We start from the raw sequence: 21,540 nt of genomic DNA, 5'->3' as shown, positions 1-21,540 counted from the left end.
CGCCACTCATTGCGCAAAGGTATCGCGCCAGCGCTCCAGAAACCGCGCGGCTTTCATCGTGTCGGTCGCAACCAGCAGCGGCGGGCCCAGTGCGATGAGGCGTTGCAAGGTCAGCGTCTCGTCGCTGTCGCTGCCGCCCCCGTCATTCGCGATCGGGTCGATCAGCTTGGTCTGCGCCAGCGCCCGTTGGCCCGCGGGTGAGAGCAGAAAATCCAGCAGTTTGGCGGCGGTCGGATCGGGCTCGGGCCCCGGGAGGTAGGCCGCGCGCGAGAGCACCAGCGTGTAATCGGCGGGCGCGATGATACCCAGATCGGGATTGTCGCGCGCCGCCTGCGCCGCGTAGGAGCCGAGGATGTTGTAGGCGATCAGGTAGCGGCCGCCCGCGACACCGTCGATGATCTCGGCCGAGCAGCAGGTCGCGACCGCGCCGGAGCGCGCAAAGGCTTCCATCAAGCCGCCGAAGGTGCTGGCCTCTTGGCTGTCGAGAAAAGCGAAGAGGAACCCCAGCCCGGAATCCGCTATGTCATAGGTCGCGATCTTGCCGGTATAGGGCGATTGCGCGGGCCGCAGCAGGTCCACCAGATCGAAACGCGTGCGCGGCACGTCCTCGGGCGGAACCAGCGCGCGGTTGTAGATCATCACCGCGGGTTCGCGCGAGATGCCCCAGACCTGATCGCGCCAGCGCAGATCCTTCGGCAGTGCCGTCGTCTCGGGCGAGATCCATGTGGCGGCGCAATTGTCGTTCACCAGCTTGACCACATGTTGCACGCCCGAGCTGATCACCAGTTCGGCGCCGGGCTTGCCCTTCGCGCAGTCGGCCTCGGAGATATCGTAGAGGTCGTTCGAGCCCCATTGCTCGAACCGGATCGCGAGGCCGGGCTGGGTGTCGAGAAACGCCTTGATCGCGGGGGCGAGGATATTGACGTCGGTCGTGGTGCGCAGGGTGATCTTGCGGGCGGGCTGATCTGGGCCGAAGGTGCGGACGGCCTCGGGCTCTGCGGCCAAAAGGGGGACGCTCAGGCACAGCCAGAGCGTCAGGGACAGGAGCGTGCGGATCATGGTGCCTCCTCGGCTCGGGGCAGGGTGATCGCGATGGTGAAGCCTGCCGCATCGCTTTCCATCTCCAGCGTGCCGCCATAGGTCTCGGCCACCGATTGCGCAATGGCGAGACCCAGCCCGCTGCTCGCGCCGCGCCGCCGCGTGTCCGTGCGCCCAGGCGCGAAACGCTCGCCCAGGCGCGCGCGCAGTTCGGGGGAGGGGCCGGGCCCCGCATCGCGCACCCAGACCCGGGCGCGCCCGTCGCGCAGCTCCGCGCCGATGGTGACCGGGGCCTCGCCATGCGCCAGCGCGTTACCCAGCAGGTTCTTGGCTGCCTCTGACAGCGAGAGCTCATCGGCCAGCACGGGCACCTCCGCCTCGGCGATCTCCAGCCGGATGTCGCTGCCCGGCGCGAGAGCCGCATGATCGCCTTCCTCGAAGATATCCAAGGCGATGTTGCGCAGATCGACCCGCTCGCGCCGCGCACTGTCGGCGCGGTGGATCACAAGCGCGCGCGACAGCATCTGGTCGAGCAGGCGGCTCAGCCGCACCGTTCCGGAATGCATCTTCGCGACGATCTGGTCGCGCCGCGCCGGGTCGTCTTCCTCGGCGGCGAGGTCGGATTGCGCGCGCAGGGCGGCGACGGGTGTCCGCAACTGATGCGCGGTGTCCGAGATCAGGCTTTTCATCGTGGCGAACTGCCGGTCGAGCCGCCCCATGAACCCGTTCGTGGCCTGCACCAGCACATCGACCTCGCGCGGGACGGCGGCGCGGATCGGGGTCAGGTCCTGTGGATCGCGTTCCGAGATGCCATGAGCCAGCCGCTCCAGCGGGCGCAGCGCGCTATGCACGATGATGATCGCGAAAGCGAGCATGGCGATGCCGCCGACCGCCAGCCCGCCAAGCGCGTTGCGAGTGATGCTGAGCGCAAGCTGGGTGCGCGCCCGCAGGGTTTGCCCCACGATCACCTCCACCGTGCCGGAGAACTGGCGTTCCGCGAAACGGCGCGTGACCCGGATGTAGCGCGCGGGCTCTCCCTTGAAGCGCGCATCGTAAAGCTCCGAGTCCTGTGCCGTCGTGTTCGGGCGGGGAAGGTCCTTGTAGCCTGTGAGCACCGCGCCTTTAGGCCCGCTGACCTGATAGGCGATGCGGTCGTCGGGGGCGAGGGCCAAGAGTTCGAAGGCTGAGACCGGAAGATCGACCACCGGCGCGCCGTCGCGGATCGAGATCGAAGCGGCGATGTCATTGGCGGCCCCCACCAGCAACCGGTCGAAGGCGTCGCGGGCCGCCGTGCGCCCATAGGCGAAGGCTGCGAGCGCGAGGATCAGTCCGCCGACGATCATCAGCCCCGACAGCCCGGTCACCAGCCGCGCGGTCAGGGATCGCGTGGCGGCGAGGCCGGTGTCGTGGGAGCGCGCGCCGTCAGACATCGCCGCCGCGCGCCGCCAGACGGTAGCCGCGTCCGCGCAGGGTCTCGATCTCGACCCCGCTGCCGGTAAGCTTCTTGCGCAGCCGAGCTATATAAAGCTCGATCGCGTTGTCGCCCGGCACGGCGTCGTCGAAGGCGTAAAGCCCCTCGTGCAGCCGGTCCTTCGACATCACTTGCCCCGCATTGCGCATCAGAATTCCCAGCAGCGCGAATTCGCGGCCCGTCAGTTTCAGCGCCTGATCTCCGACCGAGGCGCTGCCCGCCGTTGCGTTGTAGCGCAGATGTCCGAGTTCGAGATCGGCGGAGCGGTCGGTCGCCTGACGTCGCCCGATCGCATGAAGTCTTGCTTCCAACTCGCGGTGATCAAAGGGTTTTACGAGGTAGTCGTCCGCCCCGAGCTGGAAGGCGGAGATCTTGTCGTCGACCGAGAATTGCGCGGTCAGCATCAGCACCGGCATCATCGCGGCCTGCGCGCGCATCTCGCGCAAGAGGTCGGTGCCGCTGCCATCGGGGAGGTTGATGTCGAGGATCACCGCGTCATAGGCCTGCACCGCCAGAAAATCGCGCGCCTCCTCTACGGTGGCGGCGAGATCGCAGGCCATGCCGGACCGCGCAAGCCGACGCTGCGTGGCCTCGGCCAGTTCCTCGGCATCCTCCACTAGCAGAAGCCGCATCCATCCTCCCCGTTTCGGCTCCGAACCTGTGACAGGTTCGTGACAGGTTCAAGCGGTAAAACCCGTCCCATAGCCCGCTGCGGGAGGCAACGGGCGGACAGTGGAGGATATACCATGGCTTTTAAACTCATGCGCGCGGCGATTGCTGCCGCGGCGCTCACCGTCGCGACCGGCGCGTCGGCACAGGAATGCATCGCACCGGCGAACCCCGGCGGCGGCTGGGACTTCACTTGCCGTCAGGTCGGCAAGACCATGCAGGATCTGGGGCTGATCGACTCGACCATGCAGGTCGTGAACCTCGCCGGCGGCGGCGGTGGCGTGGCCTTCGCCGAAGTGGTGAATAAGCGCAACGACGACGATAACCTGATCGTCGCGGCCTCCTCGGCCACCGCGACCCGTCTGGCGCAGGGCGCCTATCCGGGCAACTCGATGGATCAGGTCCGCTGGGTCGGATCGATCGGCGCGGATTACGGCGTGATCGCCGTGGCTGCCGACAGCGACATCCAGACGCTTCCGGAACTGCTCGACAAGATCAAGGCCGACCCGAACTCGGTCTCCGTCGCGGGCGGCTCGGCCGTGGGTGGCTGGGACCACCTCAAGGTTCTGATCGCGGCTGACGCTTACGGCATCGACGATGTGCGCAAGGTCAAGTACATCGCCTTCGACGGCGGCGGCGAAGCGGTGACCCAGCTTCTCGCGGGTTCGGTCCAAGCCTTTACCGGCGATCTGTCGGAAGCCAAGGGCTTCGTCGATTCCGGCGATATCCGCGTGATCGCGGTGCTGGCACCCGAGCGTCTGGACGGTGAATTCTCGAAATTCCCGACCGCGAAAGAGCAGGGCATCGATGCGATCGGCGCCAACTGGCGCGGCTTCTACGCACCGGGCGGCATGTCCGACGAAGCCTATCAGGCTTGGGTCGACAAGGTCGGCAAGCTCTACGCTTCGGACGAGTGGAAGCAGGTGATGGCGGCCAACGGTCTGGCCCCGCTCGACCTGCAGGGCGCCGAATTCGAGGCCTTCGTCGAGAAGTCGGTCCAGCAGATCCAGGACATCTCGCGCCAGATCGGCATCATCAAGTAAGCGAGACACCCATGCGCGCGGCGGGCCCAAGGGCGCCGCCGCGCCTTCATTTCAAGGGAGGGGATCATGAGTGATCGCATCTTCGGCGCCGTCGGCCTGTGCCTCGCGCTGTTCTACGGCTGGGCGACGCTGCAAATCCAAGAAAGTTTCCTGTCGGATGCGGTGGGGCCGAAAACCTTTCCGCTGGTGATCGCGGTGATCCTCGGGCTAGCTTCGCTCGCGATCCTGCTCAAGCCCGATCCCGACCCGGTCTGGCCGAGCCTCTCGCGGCTCGCTGAAATCCTCGCCGCCGTCGTGGTGATGATCCTCTATGCGGAATTCCTGCCCATCGCGGGCTTCCTGATCGCGACCGCTTTTGCCAGCGCCTACCTGACATGGCGGCTGGGCACGCGTCCGCTGCAATCCGTCGTCGTCGGCGTCGCCACCTCGATCGGTATCTACGTAATTTTCAAGCTGGTGCTGGGGCTGTCGCTCGCCAGCGGCCCCTTCGGTTTCTGAGGTGAAATGATGGACACCCTGATGTCACTCGCAGACGGTTTTCACACCGCTCTGACCTTCGAAAACCTGCTGCTCGCGCTTTTGGGCACGTTCCTCGGCACCATGATGGGCGCGCTGCCCGGCCTCGGCCCGTCCAACGGCGTCGCGATCCTGATCCCGCTGGCGTTTACGCTGGGGCTGGGAGCCACGCCCTCGCTGATCTTGCTCACGAGCGTCTATTACGGGGCGATGTATGGCGGGCGGATCAGTTCGATCCTGCTGAATATTCCGGGCGACGAACCCGCGATGATGACCTGTCTCGACGGCTACCCGATGGCCAAGAAGGGGCTTGCGGGCGAGGCGCTGTCGCTCTCGGGTATCGCAAGCTTCGTGGGTGCTTTCATCGCCACCTGGGGCCTGATCCTGCTGGCACCGCAGCTGGTGAAATTCGCGCTGCTGTTCGGTCCGGCGGAATATTTCGCGCTGTTCGCGCTGGCCTTTGCCACGCTGGGCGGGGTCTCCTCGACCAATCAGGCGAAATCGGCCTTCGCCGCGATGCTGGGCCTCGGCCTGTCGGTGATCGGGGTGGACACGCAGACCGGCGTGCCGCGTCTGACCTTCGGCGAGGTGCACCTCTATGACGGGCTCGATTTCCTCGTCGCTATCGTCGGTCTTTTCGCGCTGTCGGAAGTGTTCATCTTCCTCGAGCACCGCCACGGTTCGGCCACCGGCGCGGGTCACAAGGTCTCGGTCGGGCGCATCACACCCCCGTGGAAGATGGTGAAAGAGACGACGCCGACCATGCTGCGCTCGTCGCTCTTGGGCTTCGTCGCGGGCGTGCTGCCGGGGGCAGGGGCGTCGCTGGGCTCCTTCATCTCCTACTCGATGGAGAAGAAGCTGGTGGACCGCAAGAACACCTTCGGCACGGGCGACCCGCGCGGTGTCGCGGCCCCCGAGGCGGGCAACAATGCGGCCGCAGGCGGTGCGCTTGTGCCGATGCTGGCGCTCGGCGTGCCGGGCTCGGGGACGACCGCCGTGCTGCTGGCAGTGCTTCTGTCGCTCAACATCACGCCCGGCCCCTTGCTGTTCCAGAACAACCCCGATGTCGTCTGGGGCCTGATCGCGGCGCTCTTCATCGCCAACTTCATGCTGCTTGCGATGAACATCCCGATGGTGGGCATCTTCACCCGCGTCCTGATGATCCCGCCGCGCATCCTGATGCCGATCGTCGCGATGGTGTCCTTCGTGGGGATCTACGGGATTTCCGGCTCCAGCTTCGATCTGCTGGTGATGATCGGCTTCGGCGTGATGGGCTGGGTACTGCGCAAGCTCGACGTGCCGCTGGTGCCGATCATTCTCGGCACCCTTCTGGGCAACACGATGGAGAACAACCTGCGCCGGGCGGTCACGATCTCGAATGGCGATTACGGAACGCTGGTCGGCAGCCCGCTGGCAATCGGCCTGTGGACGGTGGCGATCGTCGGCTTCATCCTACCGCTATTCCTCGGGCGCTTCGTGAAAGCGCGGATGCATGAGCGCCGCGATGACGAGGGTGCGATCGAAGACTGATCGCACCCCCAAGCGCAGGCACCGCACCTCCCCCGCGGTGCCTGCGCCGGATTGAAGGCAGGGGCGGCGGTGGTCAATCCGCCGCCCCTTTTTGCCTCCGATCCGTTACTGCGTGGTCCAACCACCATCGACCGGAATGGACGTGCCGGTCACGTTGTGGGCGATCGGCGCACAGAGCCAAAGCGCGAGCGCCCCGATCTCGGACGGGTCCGAGAGACGTCGCGTCGGCTGCTTCTCCGCCAGAAGATCCGCGATCCCCGCGGCCCGGTCGCCGCCATGGGCTGCTGCGCGTTCCGCGATCTGCGGCCCGAGAATGTCGGTCTCGGTCCAGCCCGGGCAGATGCAGTTCACCGTCACGCCGCCCGCTTCACGCGTGCCCGCCTGCGCATATTCCAGCGCCGCGACGCGGCTCATGCCGACGAGGCCGAATTTCGAGGCGACATAGGGCGCCTTGTTGGCCGAGGCCACAAGCCCATGCACCGAGGCGATATTGATCACCCGCCCGTAGCCGCGCTCGGCCATGTCCGGCATCGCGCGGCGCATCGTATGGAATGCACCCGAGAGGTTCACCGCGAGCACCGCGTTCCAGATCTCGGGCGTGGCGTCGGCAAGGCTGGTGGTGCGCTGGATGCCTGCGTTGTTCACGAGGATATCCGCGCCGCCCCACTCCGCGACCGCGTCCATCATCGCGTCGATTTGCGTGGGATCGGCCATGTCGGCGTCGAAGAACTTCACCTCGGGCGAACCCGCCTTTTCCAGCACCGCCGTCGCCATGGCGATCTGCGCCTCATCGGCCAGCCCGTGCAGCGCGATACGCGCGCCCGCCTCGGCCAGCGACTTGGCGATGGCGAGCCCGATCCCCTGCACCGAGCCTGTGACCAGTGCGGTCTTTCCCTCCAGTTGCGACATCAATCCTCCTCCGTCACCAGTTTGCGAAGCTCGGTTTTCAGAACCTTGCCGTAATTGTTCTTGGGTAGCTGCGCGATCACGCGATACGCCTTCGGGCGCTTGAAGCGTGCGATCTGCTCGCAGCAGTGTTGATCGAGGGCGGCCGGGTCGATCTCGGCTCCCGGCGCGGGCGTGACGAAGGCCACGACGCTCTCGCCCCATTCCGGGTCGGGTTTTCCGACCACCGCGACCTCGTGGACGGAAGGGTGCAGCAGCAGAACCTCCTCGACCTCGCGGGGATAGATGTTGGTGCCGCCCGAAATGATGACATCCTTGGAGCGATCCTGCAGCGTGACGAAGCCGTCCGCATCCATCGTGCCCAGATCGCCGGTCCAGAGCCAGCCGCCGCGGAGCGCCTTCGCACTCGCCTCCGGGTTTTGCCAGTAGCCCGACATCACCGCCGCGCCGCGCACGAGGATCTCGCCGGTCTCGCCAGCGGGCAGGGGGCGGCCATCGGGATCAGCGATCCGCACCGAGACCGGGCTATGCGCGAGTCCGACCGAGGCCAGTCGTTCGCGCCAGCGCGGGTGGGTGCGATCCGCCACCAGCTCGCGCGACAGGGCGGTGATCGTCATCGGGCTCTCGCCCTGGCCGTAGATCTGCACGAAGCGCGGCCCCATCACCTCGACTGCCTCGATGATATCGGCGACATACATCGGCCCACCGCCATAGACGATGGTCTTGATGCCCTCGCCGGTTTGCCCCGCGGCGCGGGCGCGGTCCACCAGACGACGGATCATGGTGGGGGCGGCGAACATCGAGACATGTTGCAGCTTCGGCGCGAGGTCGAGAATTTCGTCGGCCTCGAACCCGCCCGAGCGCGGCACCACATGGCGCGCGCCGCGCATCACATGGACGAAGTTGTAAAGCCCCGCGCCATGCGACATCGGCGCGGCGTAGAGGATCGCGTCCTGCGGCTCGACGCTGTCGACGTCCGAGAAATACCCAAGACACATCGCCTGCACATTGGCCGAGGTGATGCACACGCCCTTGGGCCGCCCGGTCGTGCCGGAGGTGTAGAACAGCCAAACCGTCTGGTCGGCGGCGATCTCGACCGGGGCGAGCATCGGGACATGGTGCAGGAGATCGGCATAGGCCGGGCCTCTCAGGTCCACCGTCTCGACGCCCAAATCGCTTTCCGGCCCCCCGGTGAAGGCAAGCTTCGCCTCGGAGGCTTCAACGATCCATGCGGCCTCGCGCGGGTGCAGCTTGCCGTTGATCGGCACCGCCACTGCGCCTGCGAACCACGCGCCATACATCGCCTCGAGATATTCCGGGCAGTTCTTGGCGAACAGCGCGACGCGGTCGCCCGGAGCGATCCCTTTCGCGACCAGCGCAGCCCCGATCCGGGCGGCGCGATCGGCGAATTCCGCATAGGTGGCGCGCAGCTCCTCGCCCTGAAGCAGCGCGGGGGCGTCGGGGGTGCGGATCGCGCTGCGGATCAGCCACTCCGCCGGGTTCATGCCGCGCGCTCCGCTTCGAGGATCGAGCAGTAATTCGCGACGCCCGAGCCGCCCATGTTGAAGACGCAGCCCAGTTCCGCGCCGGGCAGTTGCATCTCGCCCGCCTGACCGGTGAGCTGCATCGCGGCCAGCACATGCATCGACACGCCGGTCGCGCCCACGGGATGCCCCTTGGCCTTCAGCCCGCCCGAAAGGTTCACCGGAAGCTTCCCGTCGCGCAGCACGAGCCCGTCGTCGATGGCGCGCGCGCCGGCGCCTTGCGGCACCAGCCCCATCGCCTCGTAGACGAGCAATTCCGCGATGGTGAAACAGTCATGGACCTCGGCGAAGGAGAGATCACCGACCCCCACGCCCGCCGAAGCATAGGCACGGCGGAAAGCCTCCGCCGGGCCCTCGAAGGCCAGCAGATCGCGGCGCGACATCGGCAGATAGTCATTGACCTGCTCGGCGGCGCGGAAACCTATGGAATTGGCGAAATCGCCCGCGCGGTCGTCCGCGACCATGACCAGCGCCGCCGCCCCGTCGGAGATCAGCGAGCAATCGGTCATCCGCAGCGGCGGGGCGATCATCGGGTTCTTGTCGCTCACCGTGTTGCAGAACTCGAACCCCACATCCTTGCGCATCTGCGCCAGCGGGTTGGCGAGCGCATTGTGGTGGTTCTTCGCCGCGATCCGGGCCAGCGCGGCCGAGCGGTCGCCATGCGACTGATAATAGGCCTGCGCGAAACGCGCGAAAATCTGCGGGAACGAAACGCCCGCCTCCTCCATCTGGTAAGATGCCCCGGCCAGTGCCTCGGTCACGCCAGCGGTGTCCTTCGCGGTCATCTTCTCGGCCCCGATGACCAGCGCGGCCTTCACCCGGCCCGAGCGGATCGCATCGCGCGCGGCATAGATCGCAGCCGAGCCCGACGCGCAGGCGTTCTCGACGCGGGTCGCAGGCGTGAAGCGCAGCTTGTCGTCGATCCCCAGCGCCAGCGAGCTTGCGAACCCGTCCGGCACCAGCCCGGAGTTGAAATGCCCCAGCCAGATGCCGTCGATCTCTGCCGGGTCGATCCCGGCGTGCTCCAACGCGCCGCCGCCCGCTTCGAGAACCAGATCCTCGAGCGTGCGCCCCTCCAGCTTGCCGAATTTCGTATGGCCCCAGCCGACGATCTTCGCGTCCATGCGGCTCTCCTCCCAATGGTTCTCCGTTGCGGCGGAGACTAGCGCAGGGGCGGCACGACCTCTATTCGTAGAACTACGCTATCGGGAGAAGAGGATGGAGCAGGACCTGCTGGACAGCGATGACATGGCGGTGCTGGCCTTCGATCATGCGCCGGTCGGGCTGGCGGTCACCCGCAATCGGGTGATCGAGCGGTGCAACGCGCGGTTTTGCGAAACCTTCGGCTATGCCGAAGACGAGTTGCCGCAGCGCTCGCTCGCGGTGCTCTACCCGTCGCAGGAGGAGTTTCTGCGCATCGGCGAGATCGGGTTGCGGCGGATGCGTGAGACCGGGCGCTATGCCGATGAGCGGATCATGCAGCGCCGGAACGGGGCACTGTTCTGGTGCCGGGTGCGCGGGCAATCCCTGACGCCGGACGATCCTTTCGCGCGCGCGGTCTGGAGCTTTGCGGATCTCTCGGAATCGCGCCCCGTCGCCGATCTGACGGCGCGAGAGCGGCAGGTGGCAGCGCTTCTGGCCGAGGGGCAGACCAACAAGGAAATCGCGCGGGTGCTGGAGCTGTCGCCGCGCACGGCAGAGGCGCATCGCGCGCGGCTGCAGGCCAAGCTCGGCGCGCGCAACACTGCCGAATTGGTGGCGCGGCTGACGGGGCTGCCGCTGTAAGGCTAATTCCAGATGAAAAAGGGGCGCCCGAGCGCCCCTTCGAGTTCGCTCCCTCGTCAGGGATTGGGTTTGGGTTCCCGTGGGACGCCGTTCTTGGGCGATAGCTTGCTCTGGATGATCGCGAGAGCGCTCGACAACGAGGCGGCCTCACGCGAGCTTGTCGCCTCTTCGGGGAAGACGTAATTGCCGTCCGCGATGCTCTTGGCATCCCGTGCGAGCCGCTCGACCGGGCGCAGCAGCAGCTTGAGGAAGACCAGCGTCACGATCAGCATGCACAGCGCCGCCGCCGCGACCGTCGCCAGCGTCACCTGCGTCAGCATCGGAAGATCGGTCGAAACGTTGTCGCGGCGCAGGACCGCGAAGACCCGCCAGCCGAAGTTGGGCAGCTCGTCCTCGACGAAATTCGGTGCGAAAGCATAGGTTTCCCCGTTCTTGTCGTCCACGATGTGGAAGACGCCGGAGGACTTGCTGCGCAGGCTCGCGCCCGATGTCAGATTGTCGGGGAGGGGGGTGCCGTGGTGACGGGTGTCGATCACGGTATCGCCGTTGATGTCCTGCACGACCACGTCGATGCCAAGCTCCTTGCTGGCTTCGAACAGGAAACTGCGCACCCACGCGATCCGCACGCGGTAGACCAGCACACCGGCCTTCTGTCCGTTCGCGCCTTTCACCGGGGTCGAGAGGTTCAGGTAACGCTCCGGCTCGCCGGTCTGCGCATTGGTGATCACCTCGGTGATGGAATCGATCGACGGCACGCGTATGCCGTCGCGGAACCACCGCTTGGAGCTGACATTCTTGCCGACGTCATAGCCGTTCGAGCCGGAGATGATCGTGCCATCGGGCGCGGCGAAGCCTGCCCAGGCGACCTGACCGCCGGTCCGCGAGACGGCGTCCATGAACCTGTCGATGTCGTCTTGCGTTGCAGAACCGAGGGCCCGCGCCACGGCGTGCATACTGTCCCATTCCCGCGTCAAAGCCGTGTTGAAGCTGAGCGCGATCGCGTCCGAGCCTCGGAGGACCAATTTGTGCTCGATAGCTACCTGGTACTCGTGGGCCCGGTCCGAGACGATCTTTGCGACGAAGACTGCAGTCGCGGCCACGACAAGTACCATCGCCATAGCGGTACGCAGGAAAATGCCCCCGAGATTGTGATTTCGACGCATGGTCATCCTCGTTTCAATCCTAAGTTATGTACAGGAGGGAACGCCTATAAGTCATAGTTAATGGTTAATTACGGCGAGAAAGTGGTGTCGGGTTGTTGTTGTGAACCTTTTTGAGGGACCGGGGTCAGGCCGCTTGCAAAGCGCAAATCGACGCCGAACACTCGCCATCGAAGGATACGCGTTGTTCCCGTATTGGACGGCGCTGAAAAACATGAGTTTCCCTAAGGTTAAGGGGAATCAGAGGAGGCCGCCAAGGTCTCAGGCAGAGCTATACAGGATTCGCAGAATGCACAAGATTCACTGGCTGAGCGTCGCGCTCGCGACGTCGCTGACACTGTCGCTGGGGCCGGTCTCGCCCGCCCGTGCAGACGGGACGTTCTTGCAGGCCGATCTCGGGACGAACACCTCCGATGCGGTGTTTGCGATATCGCGCGGCAAGGTGAGTTTCGGAGCGAATTTCTCTGATTACGAGGGCGGCTGGTCGACCGGGGCCGTGGTGACGCGTGACTTCGCGCTTGGGGGAAGCGGAACGCTGAAGGTCGGGCCCAGCATCGGGCGGACGCTGTCGGACGATAACTGGCGACTCGGGGTGCGGGCGGGACTGGAGCACTATTCGCCGACTCGTTTCGGGCATGTCTTCCTGCTGGCCCAGTACAACACGATCGATCAGGATTGGTTCGCGCTGTTTCAGGCCGGGAATCGCTCCGGTCTGGGGCTCGAGCTTTCGGCGGGGGGAAGCGACACTTATTCCGAGCGGACGATTGCGGTGACCCAGAAAATCGGCGACGGGCCGGTCTCGATCCGGGCTGGCTGGCGGGCCTTCGCCAAGGAAGCCTTCGTGGGTCTTTCCATCAACACCTATTGATGCCTGCCGTCGCGGGGTCACTCGTCCGACGAGTATTTCGGCAGGAAACGGCGGTAGATGTCGTGCAGGAGGGCGCCCGGGCGGACATGGCTGACGCCGGGCTCGTCGCCTTCCGCGTAGAAGCGCACGAATAGCTGTTCGCGCTGCTCCTCGGTCGGGAGCAGCTGCAACCGCGCGCCGTCCCGCGTCTTCGCGATGACGTAGCACTCGATCGGGCCGGTGATCTGGTCGATCGTCAGTTTGCCGCGGGTCTGTTCCGGTAAGGTCAGGCCGCGAAGGCGCACCGTGTCCATCGTGAAAGAGGTCATCCAGACCCAGTATTCCACGCCGTCGGAGTCGAAGGAAATCCGCTCGGGCTTGTCCGCGACATGGATTTCCCGCCGGGGCAGCTCAACACAGGCGCGACAGGTCGCGGCGAGCAGGAACAGATTGTAGATGGTCCAGAACAGGATCACCCATTTACCGTCCCCCGCGTCGAAATAGGCGAAGCGATCCCAGATGATCCCGATCAGAAGGCCGCCCAGCGTCAGGAAAAGCAGGATCAGGAAGGGCATCATGATCCGCCACTGCACGACGACTTTCGACCGATCCCCGCCTTTCGCGGTCACCGAGAACGGGTGGCCATGGGGGCGCAGCAGACCTGTGAAGGCGGCGCGAGCGATCGGGATCGCGCCGATCAATTGGCTGACATCGTTCAGGATCGGCACGACCATACCGCGGCTGAGCATGTTGAGCGTCATCAGGCTCCACAGGTAGTAGACACCGAAATAGCTCAGTACGTCCGCGAGGCCCGCATTCACCACCGTGATGTTGAAATACCAGTAGAGCAGCGGATAGCAGATCGCCGCGATCCGGAAGGGGAAGGTCGTGGTCCAATAGAGGATCGAGTCGATCACGCTCCAGCGGTCGCGCAGGCGCAGGTTGCTCTTCGAGAACGGTCCGAGCGAGGAGCGCGCGATCTGCATCAGGCCGAGGCACCAGCGGGCGCGCTGGGTGATGTATTCCTTGAGCCCTTCCGGGGCGAGCCCCTCGGTCAGTGGCTCGGCCAGATAGACGGTGCGCCAGCCCGCGTTCTGCAACGCCAGCGTCAGCATGAAATCCTCGGTCACGCTCTCGGTGTTAAAGCCGCCGATCTCGCGCAACGCGCTCCAGCGGCAGACCGAGGAGGTGCCGCAACAAAAGGCGATCCCCCAGCCGTCGCGCGACGGCTGCATCTGATCGAAGAAGAAACGCTGCTCGTCGGGATAGGAGCTGTCGAGGCGGAAATTGTGCTGGATCGGGTCGGAGTTGAAGAAGTGTTGCGGCGTCTGCACGAGCCCCACTTCGGGGTCGTGAAACAGCGCCAGCGTGCGTGAGATGAAGCCGCGATGGGGCACGAAATCCGCATCGAGGATTGCGACGAAGTCGGGCTGCACCTCTTCTTCGGCCAGCCGGTCCAGCGCGTGGTTGATATTGCCCGCCTTCTGCCCTTCGTTGTCGGCCCGGCGCATGTAGCGCACGCCCTTGGCCTCGCAGAAATCGCGCAGCCAGTCGCGGCGGCTGTCGTCGCAGACGATGATCGTCTTGTTGCGGTGACGCAGGAACTTCGCGCCCACGATGGTGCGTTCGAGAACGTCGCGATCCTCGTTATAGGTGGCGATCAGGATCGCGACGAGCGGCTCTCGCTCGGTCGGGAGATTGACGTATCGATCCGCGTCCTCGCTGCGCAGCTTGATCCGCGACAGGACCAGAAAGGCGCTGAGCGAGCCGATCATGGTGAGACCTTCGAGTGCATAGAGCGACCAGCTCGCCAGCGCGTCCAGCGTCAGGCCGGGCGGGGCGAGGGTCTCGGTTCCGCGCCACCAGATATAGCGCAGCGCCAGAACGGCGCTGATCCCCAGCAAGACCGTGCGGTGCCAGTTGCGCCGCGTGTTGACGAAGCTCGGCAGGATGGCCGTGATGCCCACCACGAGGATGAGCTGCATCGCCGCCGAGCCAAGCTCTCCCAGTTGCGGATAGAAGAACATGCCGTCCCGCCCTCAGCGCAGGAAGTCGAGGGGGCGGCGCTCGAAGAATACCCGCCCGGTCCGCCCCACGGGACAGTCGAGATCGGGATCCGATTTCAGTTCCGGGACGAGAAGGGTCACGTCGTAACGCTCGAGATGTTCCTTGTTCGGCGCGATCGCGAGATGCTGGTAGACCTCCGCCGCGCCACTCCCTGCGAGCCGGGCGACCGTCGCGTCGTAAATCCTGTCGCGCGAAGCCAGTTTGAACGTCGCGGAATCGCCCACCTTGAGGCTGTTATAGACCCCTTCGCTCACCGAGGCGGTCACCAGCGGGACGTCGCAATCGACAAGCTCCATGATCGGATCGCCCCGCTGCACCGTCACGCCATCCGCCTGCAGTGTCTCCCAGTAGATCCCGTTCGCAGGCGAGGTCACATGGCTGGAGGACATCGTGGCCACCCGCGTCTGTTCCTGCGCGCGGCGGTCTTCCAGCGTCTTGAGGCGGGTCTGGGCCTCCGTGAGGTTCGCTTCGAGCGAGGCGATCGCCCCGTCCAGATCGGCACCGCGCTGTTCGGAGCTCGGCGCGTCGTTATAGCCGTCGCCGAGAAAGACGCCCGACTTGGCCGCGTCGAGCGAAATTTCGAGCAGCGCCACGTCTTCGCGCGCCTGCATCAGAGGAGCGGTGTCCGTGGTGGCGGGCGGGGCGGTCTGCGCAACCTTGGTCGCGCTCGTCTCCGAGCCTTGCGCCTTCGGCTGGAGCCGGTCGAGCCGCGCGCGGGCGAATTTCAGCTTGGTCTCGATCTCGGCAATGCGATGTTCGCGATAAATCTTGGTGCGCTCGCCATAGGATTTGCGTTGCGCCCGTTTTGCGTCGAGATCGCTCTCGATACGATCGACGGTCGCCTGCGCGTTCGCGACCTCCATCCGCAGGTCGTCGAGCCGCGTCCTGTCGGGCAGGCTGTCATCTACAGTGGCAAGTCGTTCGCCCTTGGCGACATCCGCGCCGAGCGGGCGCTTCGGCATCGAAAGCTTGCCCGCAGTGCTACTGCGCACGGTGACGACGGGCGCATTGACGACGGCGTCGGCACTGACGCCCGACATCTGCTCTCCGACGATGACCCACAGAGCGCCCGCGACGAGGACAAGGCCGATGACGGGGCGTAGCGTTTTCAATTCGAGGCTCCTCGAGAATGCGCGTTTCAGCGGGGCGGGGCGATGACGCCAGACAACTTATAAACGTAACGTAATTGCAAGATGCAACCCAAGGCCGATAGGGAAATTTGATCTGTGATCTATGCGCTATGCCCATGCGGCTGGCGGTGGCGGCAGCGGCGGCGTTGGGCGGGCGCCTTGCCTGAACTATCCGTCAATAAGATGAGGGCAATTCACGCGTCCGTGATATGCTTCTTCCTCTCAGGAGGAGGATTCATCCATGACCGACCCAGCCAACGCGCGTCGCTTGACGGCGGCCGATTTCGACCAGGAACTTCTCGATCTTTATGACTATTATGTCTATGGCAAAATCTCGAAACGGGAATTTCTCGACCGCGCGGGGAAATGGGCGGTGGGTGGCCTGACCGCCGTCGCGATTCTCGGGGCGCTCGCGCCGAATTACGCGCTCGCCCAGCAGGTGGCCGAGGACGATCCCGACATTCAGGGCGAGGACATAACCTATCCCAGCCCGAATGGCACCGGCGAGATCACCGCCTATCTGGTGCGCCCGACGCAGATCGACCCGGACAATCCGCCGGCCGCTATCCTCGTCGTGCACGAGAACCGCGGCCTCAATCCCTATATCCGCGACGTCGTTCGCAGGCTCGCCAAGGCGGGGTTCGTGGCGATGGGGCCCGATGGGTTGTCCTCTCTCGGCGGCTATCCGGGCAATGACGACGAGGGCCGCGAGATGCAGCGCAGTCTCGATCAGGGGGCGCTGCTCAATGATTTCTTCGCGGGATTCGAGTATCTCCAGACGCTCGACGGCACCAACGGCAAGGTCGGCGCGACCGGATTCTGCTATGGCGGGGGCGTGGTGAACAAGCTCGCTGTCGCCTACCCGGAAATGGGCGCGGGCGTGTCGTTCTACGGGGCCGCGCCCGACAGCGCACAGGTCGCAATGATCGAGGCGCCGCTACTGATCCAACTCGCCGCGCTCGATCAGCGCATCAATGCGATGTGGCCCGAGTATCAAAAGGCGCTCGAGGAAAACGACAAGCGCTACGAGGCTTATATCTATCCGGGCGTGAACCACGGGTTCCACAACGACACGACGCCGCGCTACGACGAGGCCGCCGCTAAGCTGGCAGAGGAGCGCATGATCGCGTGGTTCCGGACCTACCTCGCCGGGTGATCTGCCGCGCTTGCGACGTGCCGGGGGTGCGCTCGGATTTGGCGCGTGCTACGCCTCTCGCAGATCCGCGCCGAAGCGCGGAGCGGCACAAGAGGGAGAGAGGCGCGCGCATGAGAAACGGTGGTCAACTTCTGGTCGAGAGCCTCGTAGGGCTCGGTGCGCGCAAGGCGTTCGGGGTGCCGGGCGAAAGCTATCTCGCGGTGCTCGATGCGCTGCACGACACGCAAGGCACGCTCGATTTCGTGCTGTGCCGTCAGGAAGGCGGGGCGAGTTTCATGGCCGCCGCATATGGTAAGCTGACCGGGGAGCCGGGCATCTGCATGGTGACGCGCGGCCCCGGGGCGACCAATGCCTCGATCGGGGTGCATACCGCGATGCAGGATTCCGCACCGATGATCCTCTTCGTGGGGCAGGTCGGCACCGATATGAAGGGCCGCGAGGCGTTTCAGGAGCTCGATTACAAGGCGGTTTTCGGGACGATGGCGAAATGGGCGGTCGAGATAGACCGGGTCGAACGTATCCCCGAAATTCTGTCGCGGGCGTGGACGATGGCTGTGAGCGGGCGGCCCGGCCCGGTCGTGGTTGCGCTGCCCGAGGACATGCTGACCGCGAGGACCGAGGCCGCGCCGCTTGGCGCGCCCGTCCGGATCACCGAGCCGCAGCCCGATCCGACGGCGATGGGCGAACTGCGCGAGATGCTCGCCGGGGCCGAGCGTCCCTTGATCCTCTACGGTGGGTGCAACTGGCGCGGGGACGGCACGTCGCCCATTAAGTTCTTCGCGGAAGCTTCTGATATCCCTGTGCTTTCGGTCTTTCGCTATCAAGACCAGTTCGACAATAATTCACCCGTTTTCTGTGGCGATGCGGGCGTCGGGATGGCGCCGCATGTGAAGCGTCTGATGCGCGAGGCCGACGTGATCCTCGCGATCAATGCACGCTTTGGCGAGAATACGACCGACGGCTACACGCTCTTGGATGTGCCGCAGCCCGCGCAGCGGCTGATCCATGTCCACGGCTCAGATCTGGAGATCGGCAAGATCTACCGTCCCGAACTTGGCATCCATGCCGGACCGAACGCCTTTGCCGCCGCACTTGGCGCAATGGACCCGGTCAAAGGCGGCTGGGCCGATTGGCGCGCCGAGGGACGGGCGGCCTATGACGCTGGCTTCGATCTGCCGGAGCTGCCCTCGCCGGTCGATATGGGCAAGGTCTGCGCCTATCTGCGCGAGGAACTGCCCGAGGACATGATCCTGACCAACGGGGCGGGCAATTTCGCGGTCTGGCCGGGGCGGTTCTTCCGCTTCGGGCCGAAGGCCACGCTGCTTGCGCCGCAATCGGGCGCGATGGGCTATGGGGTGCCCGCCGCGATTGCCGCCAAGGTGGCGCAGCCCGAGCGGACCGTGGTCTGCTTCGCGGGCGACGGCGATTTCCAGATGACCTCGCAGGAGCTTGCCACCGCCGCGCAGGCGGGCGCACAGCCGATCATTCTGATCCTCAATAACGGGATTTACGGCACGATCCGCGCCCATCAGGAGCGCAATTATCCGACCCGCGTGTCGGGCACGACGATGGCGGTGAACCCGGATTTCGCGGCGTTGGCGAAGGCCTATGGCTTCCACGGCGAGCGGGTCGAGCGGACGGAGGATTTCGCCGCCGCCTTTGAACGTGCGCGGGCGTCCGAGACCGGCGCGGTGCTGGACCTCGTGATCTCGCCCGAGGCGCTGACCCCGCGCCAGTCGCTCTCGGCGATGCGTTCGGCGGCACTGGAGGCGGGCAAGGGGCGCTGAGCGCCTGCCGCCTCAGAACGTCTCGACCCAGGGGCGCAGCGTGATCTCGTTTGTCCAGGCGCTGCGATCCTGCTCGATCAGTTGGCGGTAGGTCTTCGCGATCGCCTCGGGGCGCAGCATCGAGCCGGGCTCGTCCGGCGCCTCGTTGCGACCGGGGTTGAGGATCATTCCGTCGATATTCACCCAGGCGACATGGATACCCTTGGGGTGCAACTCTCGCGCCATGCTCTCCGCCAGCCCGCGTTGCGCGAATTTGCCCATCGCGAAGGGGGCGGAGCGTGCGAATCCTTTCACCCCGGCGGACGCTCCGGTGAACAGGATCGTGCCGCGAGTGCCGTCGGCGGGCTCCGCCGTCAGCATCCGGCGCGCGGCGTGTTTGCCGGTGAGAAACGCCCCGATCGCAGTGATCTCGACGGCGGCGCGGACCTCTTCGGCGTCGAGCTCCGCAACCGGGCCGCGCACCCGTCCCGAGGGGTTGTAGACCACGACGCGCGGCGGCTCTGGCAGAGCGTCGAACAGCGCCGCGATGGCGGCCTCGTCGGTCGCGTCCAGCTGCACCGTGCGCGCACCGATTTCCTCGGCCAGCGCCTGCATCCGCACGGTGCTGCGGGCCGCGAGAGTCAGATCATAATCGGGCGCAAGCTCCCGCGCCACGGCGGCGGAAAGCCCGTCGCCCACCCCGATGATCACCGCCTGTGCCTTGCTCATGGCCTGTCCTCCTTGCTCGGTTTCGGTCCCGCGCGCGCCGCGGATGCCCTATGACATAGTCCGGTGCGACAGTGGCCCAAACCGGGCCTCGCGTCCGCGCCAGCGACAGCTTACCCGAAAAGTTTAAGATGCGAGCGCCTGATCACGATCGGGCAGACGGCCCCGAAACCGGCGAGCCCGGTTATCGAACAGACCAGCAGGCGGCCCGGCCAGTGGCGGCGACCGGCAGATGATCGGTCAGCAGGATTGCCTGCAGCGGGGTCGCGGGCGCGCCGTCAGCAGCGCCACGCCCACGCCCTGCGTACAGGCCCGGCTGACCGTTCTGTCTTCAGGCCACGCGGCGCCAAGGCTGCGCAGGGAAGTGCACGGCCTCGCCGGTCTCGATCGAGCGTTGCACGGCCTGACCGATCGCGACCGCGGCCCAACCATCTTCCAGCGTGACCTCGGGTGCTGCGCGCTCCCCGCGCACGAGAGCGAGGAAGCCGACATGCTGGTGATAGGTGGAGCCGTTGTGATCGCCAGCGGCGAGCAATTCCTCGGGCACGGGCAACTCGCGCTCCACCGGGCCCTTCGGATCGCGCGGCGAGATCACCAGCTTCGGTACCGGCGGCAGACCCAGATGCTCGGGCCAGAAGCGGGTCGGGCCGGGCACCAGCGCCTCGATCTTGCCGTTGGGCCCGACGGCGGTGACCTCCTCCTGATAGCGCGCGCCCTCGGCATACATGCACAGTTCCAGCATCGCCCGCGCGCCGTTCTCGAATTCGACGATCGCGAAGCCCGCGTCGAGGATGTCGGGTGCTCCGTCCTCGGAGACGTGGTTCACCGGCGCAGGAGCCGAGGCCATGACGCGCACCGGCTCGGACTTCAGCGCGAGGCGCATCAGGTCGAAGAAGTGGCAGCATTTCTCGACGAAGGTGCCGCCGGTATAGCGATTGAAGCGGTTCCAGTTGCCGACCTTGAACAGGAAGGGGAAGCGGTGTTCGCGGACCGTTAGCATAGTGATCCCGCCCGTCGCTGCCTCGGCCTCCTCAAGGAAGGCGGCGATCGGCGGCATGTAGCGATATTCCATCGCGACCCAAACCGGGGCGGGGTAGTTGTCGCGGAAGGCTTGCAGCCGCTCGGCATGGGTCGGGTCGGTGAAGAGCGGCTTTTCCACGAGCACCGGCAGCGGGCGTGTCGATGCGATTTCTTCGAGCTGTTCGAGATGGCGGAAATTCGGGCTGGTGATGACGAGGCAGTCGAGCGCCTCCACCGCCAGAAGCTCCGCCACCGACGCCACCATCTGCGCCCCCGGGGCGAGCGTCTGCGCGGCCTGCGCCATCTCTGCGTCGGGCTCGAAGATCGCCGCGACCTCCGCCCCGTCGAGCAGTGCGATATTGCGCAGGTGTTCCTGTCCCATCATGCCGCAGCCGATCATGCCGTAGCGAACGGGTTCCGTCTTGGTGGCGCTCATCCGAGCCTCCTCATCTCATGCGTTGAACGTAATGCGCGCGGCTGGTGTCGAACCATGTGCGCGAAAATTCGACCGGGGCAGACCCGTCGGCCCAGCTGAAGCGCTCGATATAGCCAGCGGTCTCACCGGGGCGGCAGTCGAGCTCCGACGGCCCCCAGTCCGGCATCGGGGCGAAGCTGACCCGGTCTTCGGCGCTCGCGATCCAGAAACCGAGCGCGCGTTGGTAGTAGGCGTAAAGCGAGTCCTCGAGATCCTCGGCTTTCACCTCGCCCTTCGAGGCGTCGAGCCAGATTTCTTCCGCCGCGACTGGCGTCTCATCGAGGAAACGCAGGCGGCGCACCCGGCTCGCACGCGAGGCTGTGCCGAAGGCAGGCAGGTCGGCGGGCTTGTCCATCACGTCGACCGAGAGGATGCGGGCATTCGGGAAGCCGCCGCCCGAGAGCAGTTCGATCCGCAGCATGGAGTAGAAATGGTCGCGCAGGTTGCGGGTGCGGATGTAATTGCCCGAGCCTTGCACACGCTCCAGCAAGCCTTTCTCCTCGAGATCCTCCAGCGCGCGCCGCAACGTCCCCACTGCGATCTTCAGCTGCGCGGACATCGTTCGTTCCGGGGGCAGGCGCTCCCCGTCGGTGAGTCGTCCCGCCGCGATATCTCGAATCAGCATCTCGGAAATCTGCTGATAGATCGGCAGTCCGGTGCGCTCTGACCCTTGATTTGCCTGTGTCACTTG

The 21,540-nt window shown here is 65.8% G+C and carries 19 protein-coding genes; 7 read left to right on the top strand and 12 right to left on the bottom strand.

The window, feature by feature from the left end:
• Positions 1–6: 6 nt before the first annotated feature.
• From B6V72_RS11790 to B6V72_RS11780, 3 genes are read right to left on the bottom strand one after another with little or no spacing between them, the layout of a single operon-like run.
• Positions 7–1,059, bottom strand: a complete 1,053-nt coding sequence (locus B6V72_RS11790) for an ABC transporter substrate-binding protein (RefSeq protein WP_088735655.1) — start codon at positions 1,057–1,059, stop codon at positions 7–9.
• Complete coding sequence (locus B6V72_RS11785; RefSeq protein WP_088735654.1) at positions 1,056–2,468, bottom strand: sensor histidine kinase; 1,413 nt, start codon at positions 2,466–2,468, stop codon at positions 1,056–1,058. Before B6V72_RS11785 ends, B6V72_RS11790 begins: the two co-directional genes overlap by 4 nt.
• On the bottom strand, positions 2,461–3,141 hold the full coding sequence (locus tag B6V72_RS11780; RefSeq protein ID WP_088726744.1) for a response regulator transcription factor: 681 nt from the start codon (positions 3,139–3,141) through the stop codon (positions 2,461–2,463). The genes B6V72_RS11785 and B6V72_RS11780 overlap by 8 nt, the downstream gene beginning before the upstream one ends.
• A 114-nt stretch (positions 3,142–3,255) precedes the next feature.
• Between B6V72_RS11780 and B6V72_RS11775 the strand changes: the two genes are divergently transcribed.
• The 3 genes from B6V72_RS11775 (at position 3,256) to B6V72_RS11765 (ending at position 6,267) form a co-directional block, all read left to right on the top strand.
• On the top strand, positions 3,256–4,221 hold the full coding sequence (locus B6V72_RS11775) for a tripartite tricarboxylate transporter substrate-binding protein (protein ID WP_199224664.1): 966 nt from the start codon (positions 3,256–3,258) through the stop codon (positions 4,219–4,221).
• Between the two features lie 66 nt (positions 4,222–4,287).
• Positions 4,288–4,719, top strand: a complete 432-nt coding sequence (locus B6V72_RS11770) for a tripartite tricarboxylate transporter TctB family protein (RefSeq protein ID WP_075774638.1) — start codon at positions 4,288–4,290, stop codon at positions 4,717–4,719.
• Positions 4,720–4,728: 9 nt separating this feature from the next.
• Entirely contained in the window at positions 4,729–6,267 is a 1,539-nt protein-coding gene (locus tag B6V72_RS11765) for a tripartite tricarboxylate transporter permease (RefSeq protein WP_075774750.1), read from the top strand.
• Between the two features lie 105 nt (positions 6,268–6,372).
• Here the strand turns inward: B6V72_RS11765 and B6V72_RS11760 are convergent, their stop codons facing one another.
• Genes B6V72_RS11760 through B6V72_RS11750 form a run of 3 tightly spaced genes read right to left on the bottom strand, consistent with a single transcriptional unit; the run spans position 6,373 to position 9,841 of the window.
• Positions 6,373–7,176 (bottom strand): 3-hydroxybutyrate dehydrogenase, encoded by an 804-nt coding sequence (locus tag B6V72_RS11760; protein WP_088735653.1) that lies wholly within the window; start codon positions 7,174–7,176, stop codon positions 6,373–6,375.
• Positions 7,176–8,678, bottom strand: a complete 1,503-nt coding sequence (locus B6V72_RS11755) for an AMP-binding protein (RefSeq protein WP_088735652.1) — start codon at positions 8,676–8,678, stop codon at positions 7,176–7,178. The genes B6V72_RS11760 and B6V72_RS11755 overlap by 1 nt, the downstream gene beginning before the upstream one ends.
• On the bottom strand, positions 8,675–9,841 hold the full coding sequence (locus B6V72_RS11750; protein WP_075774641.1) for an acetyl-CoA acetyltransferase: 1,167 nt from the start codon (positions 9,839–9,841) through the stop codon (positions 8,675–8,677). Before B6V72_RS11750 ends, B6V72_RS11755 begins: the two co-directional genes overlap by 4 nt.
• Positions 9,842–9,965: 124 nt before the next feature.
• On the opposite strand from B6V72_RS11750, the gene B6V72_RS11745 reads away from it, so the two are divergent.
• A complete protein-coding gene (locus tag B6V72_RS11745) occupies positions 9,966–10,502 on the top strand; it encodes a PAS and helix-turn-helix domain-containing protein (protein WP_088719385.1) in 537 nt (178 codons plus the stop codon).
• A 56-nt stretch (positions 10,503–10,558) separates the two neighbouring features.
• Here the strand turns inward: B6V72_RS11745 and B6V72_RS11740 are convergent, their stop codons facing one another.
• Complete coding sequence (locus B6V72_RS11740) at positions 10,559–11,665, bottom strand: cache domain-containing protein (protein ID WP_168173045.1); 1,107 nt, start codon at positions 11,663–11,665, stop codon at positions 10,559–10,561.
• Positions 11,666–11,951: 286 nt separating this feature from the next.
• Here B6V72_RS11740 and B6V72_RS11735 point away from each other — a divergent pair, with 286 nt between their 5' ends.
• A complete protein-coding gene (locus tag B6V72_RS11735) occupies positions 11,952–12,530 on the top strand; it encodes a hypothetical protein (RefSeq protein WP_088735651.1) in 579 nt (192 codons plus the stop codon).
• A 17-nt stretch (positions 12,531–12,547) separates the two neighbouring features.
• On the opposite strand, the gene B6V72_RS11730 is transcribed toward B6V72_RS11735, so the two are convergent.
• A complete protein-coding gene (locus B6V72_RS11730) occupies positions 12,548–14,536 on the bottom strand; it encodes a cellulose synthase catalytic subunit (RefSeq protein ID WP_088735650.1) in 1,989 nt (662 codons plus the stop codon).
• A gap of 12 nt (positions 14,537–14,548) precedes the next feature.
• Entirely contained in the window at positions 14,549–15,688 is a 1,140-nt protein-coding gene (locus B6V72_RS11725; RefSeq protein ID WP_088735649.1) for an HlyD family efflux transporter periplasmic adaptor subunit, read from the bottom strand.
• A gap of 259 nt (positions 15,689–15,947) precedes the next feature.
• Here B6V72_RS11725 and yghX point away from each other — a divergent pair, with 259 nt between their 5' ends.
• Both yghX and B6V72_RS11715 read left to right on the top strand, forming a co-directional pair.
• A complete protein-coding gene (gene yghX, locus B6V72_RS11720) occupies positions 15,948–16,862 on the top strand; it encodes a YghX family hydrolase (protein ID WP_088735648.1) in 915 nt (304 codons plus the stop codon).
• A 110-nt stretch (positions 16,863–16,972) separates the two neighbouring features.
• Positions 16,973–18,649: a thiamine pyrophosphate-dependent enzyme gene (locus tag B6V72_RS11715; protein WP_088735647.1), complete on the top strand. Its 1,677-nt coding sequence runs from the start codon at positions 16,973–16,975 to the stop codon at positions 18,647–18,649.
• A 12-nt stretch (positions 18,650–18,661) separates the two neighbouring features.
• Here B6V72_RS11715 and B6V72_RS11710 read toward each other — a convergent pair whose 3' ends face one another.
• From B6V72_RS11710 to B6V72_RS11700, 3 genes are all read right to left on the bottom strand, one after another.
• Entirely contained in the window at positions 18,662–19,357 is a 696-nt protein-coding gene (locus B6V72_RS11710) for an SDR family NAD(P)-dependent oxidoreductase (RefSeq protein WP_088721695.1), read from the bottom strand.
• A 328-nt stretch (positions 19,358–19,685) separates the two neighbouring features.
• Positions 19,686–20,810 (bottom strand): Gfo/Idh/MocA family oxidoreductase, encoded by a 1,125-nt coding sequence (locus B6V72_RS11705; RefSeq protein ID WP_088735646.1) that lies wholly within the window; start codon positions 20,808–20,810, stop codon positions 19,686–19,688.
• 10 nt (positions 20,811–20,820) lie between these two features.
• Positions 20,821–21,537: a GntR family transcriptional regulator gene (locus B6V72_RS11700; RefSeq protein ID WP_088718798.1), complete on the bottom strand. Its 717-nt coding sequence runs from the start codon at positions 21,535–21,537 to the stop codon at positions 20,821–20,823.
• Positions 21,538–21,540 lie beyond the last annotated feature (3 nt).

It is taken from the genome of Thioclava sp. F34-6, assembly GCF_002213235.1.
Lineage (GTDB): Bacteria > Pseudomonadota > Alphaproteobacteria > Rhodobacterales > Rhodobacteraceae > Thioclava > Thioclava nitratireducens.
This window is presented reverse-complemented; position numbering and strand designations above follow the sequence as displayed.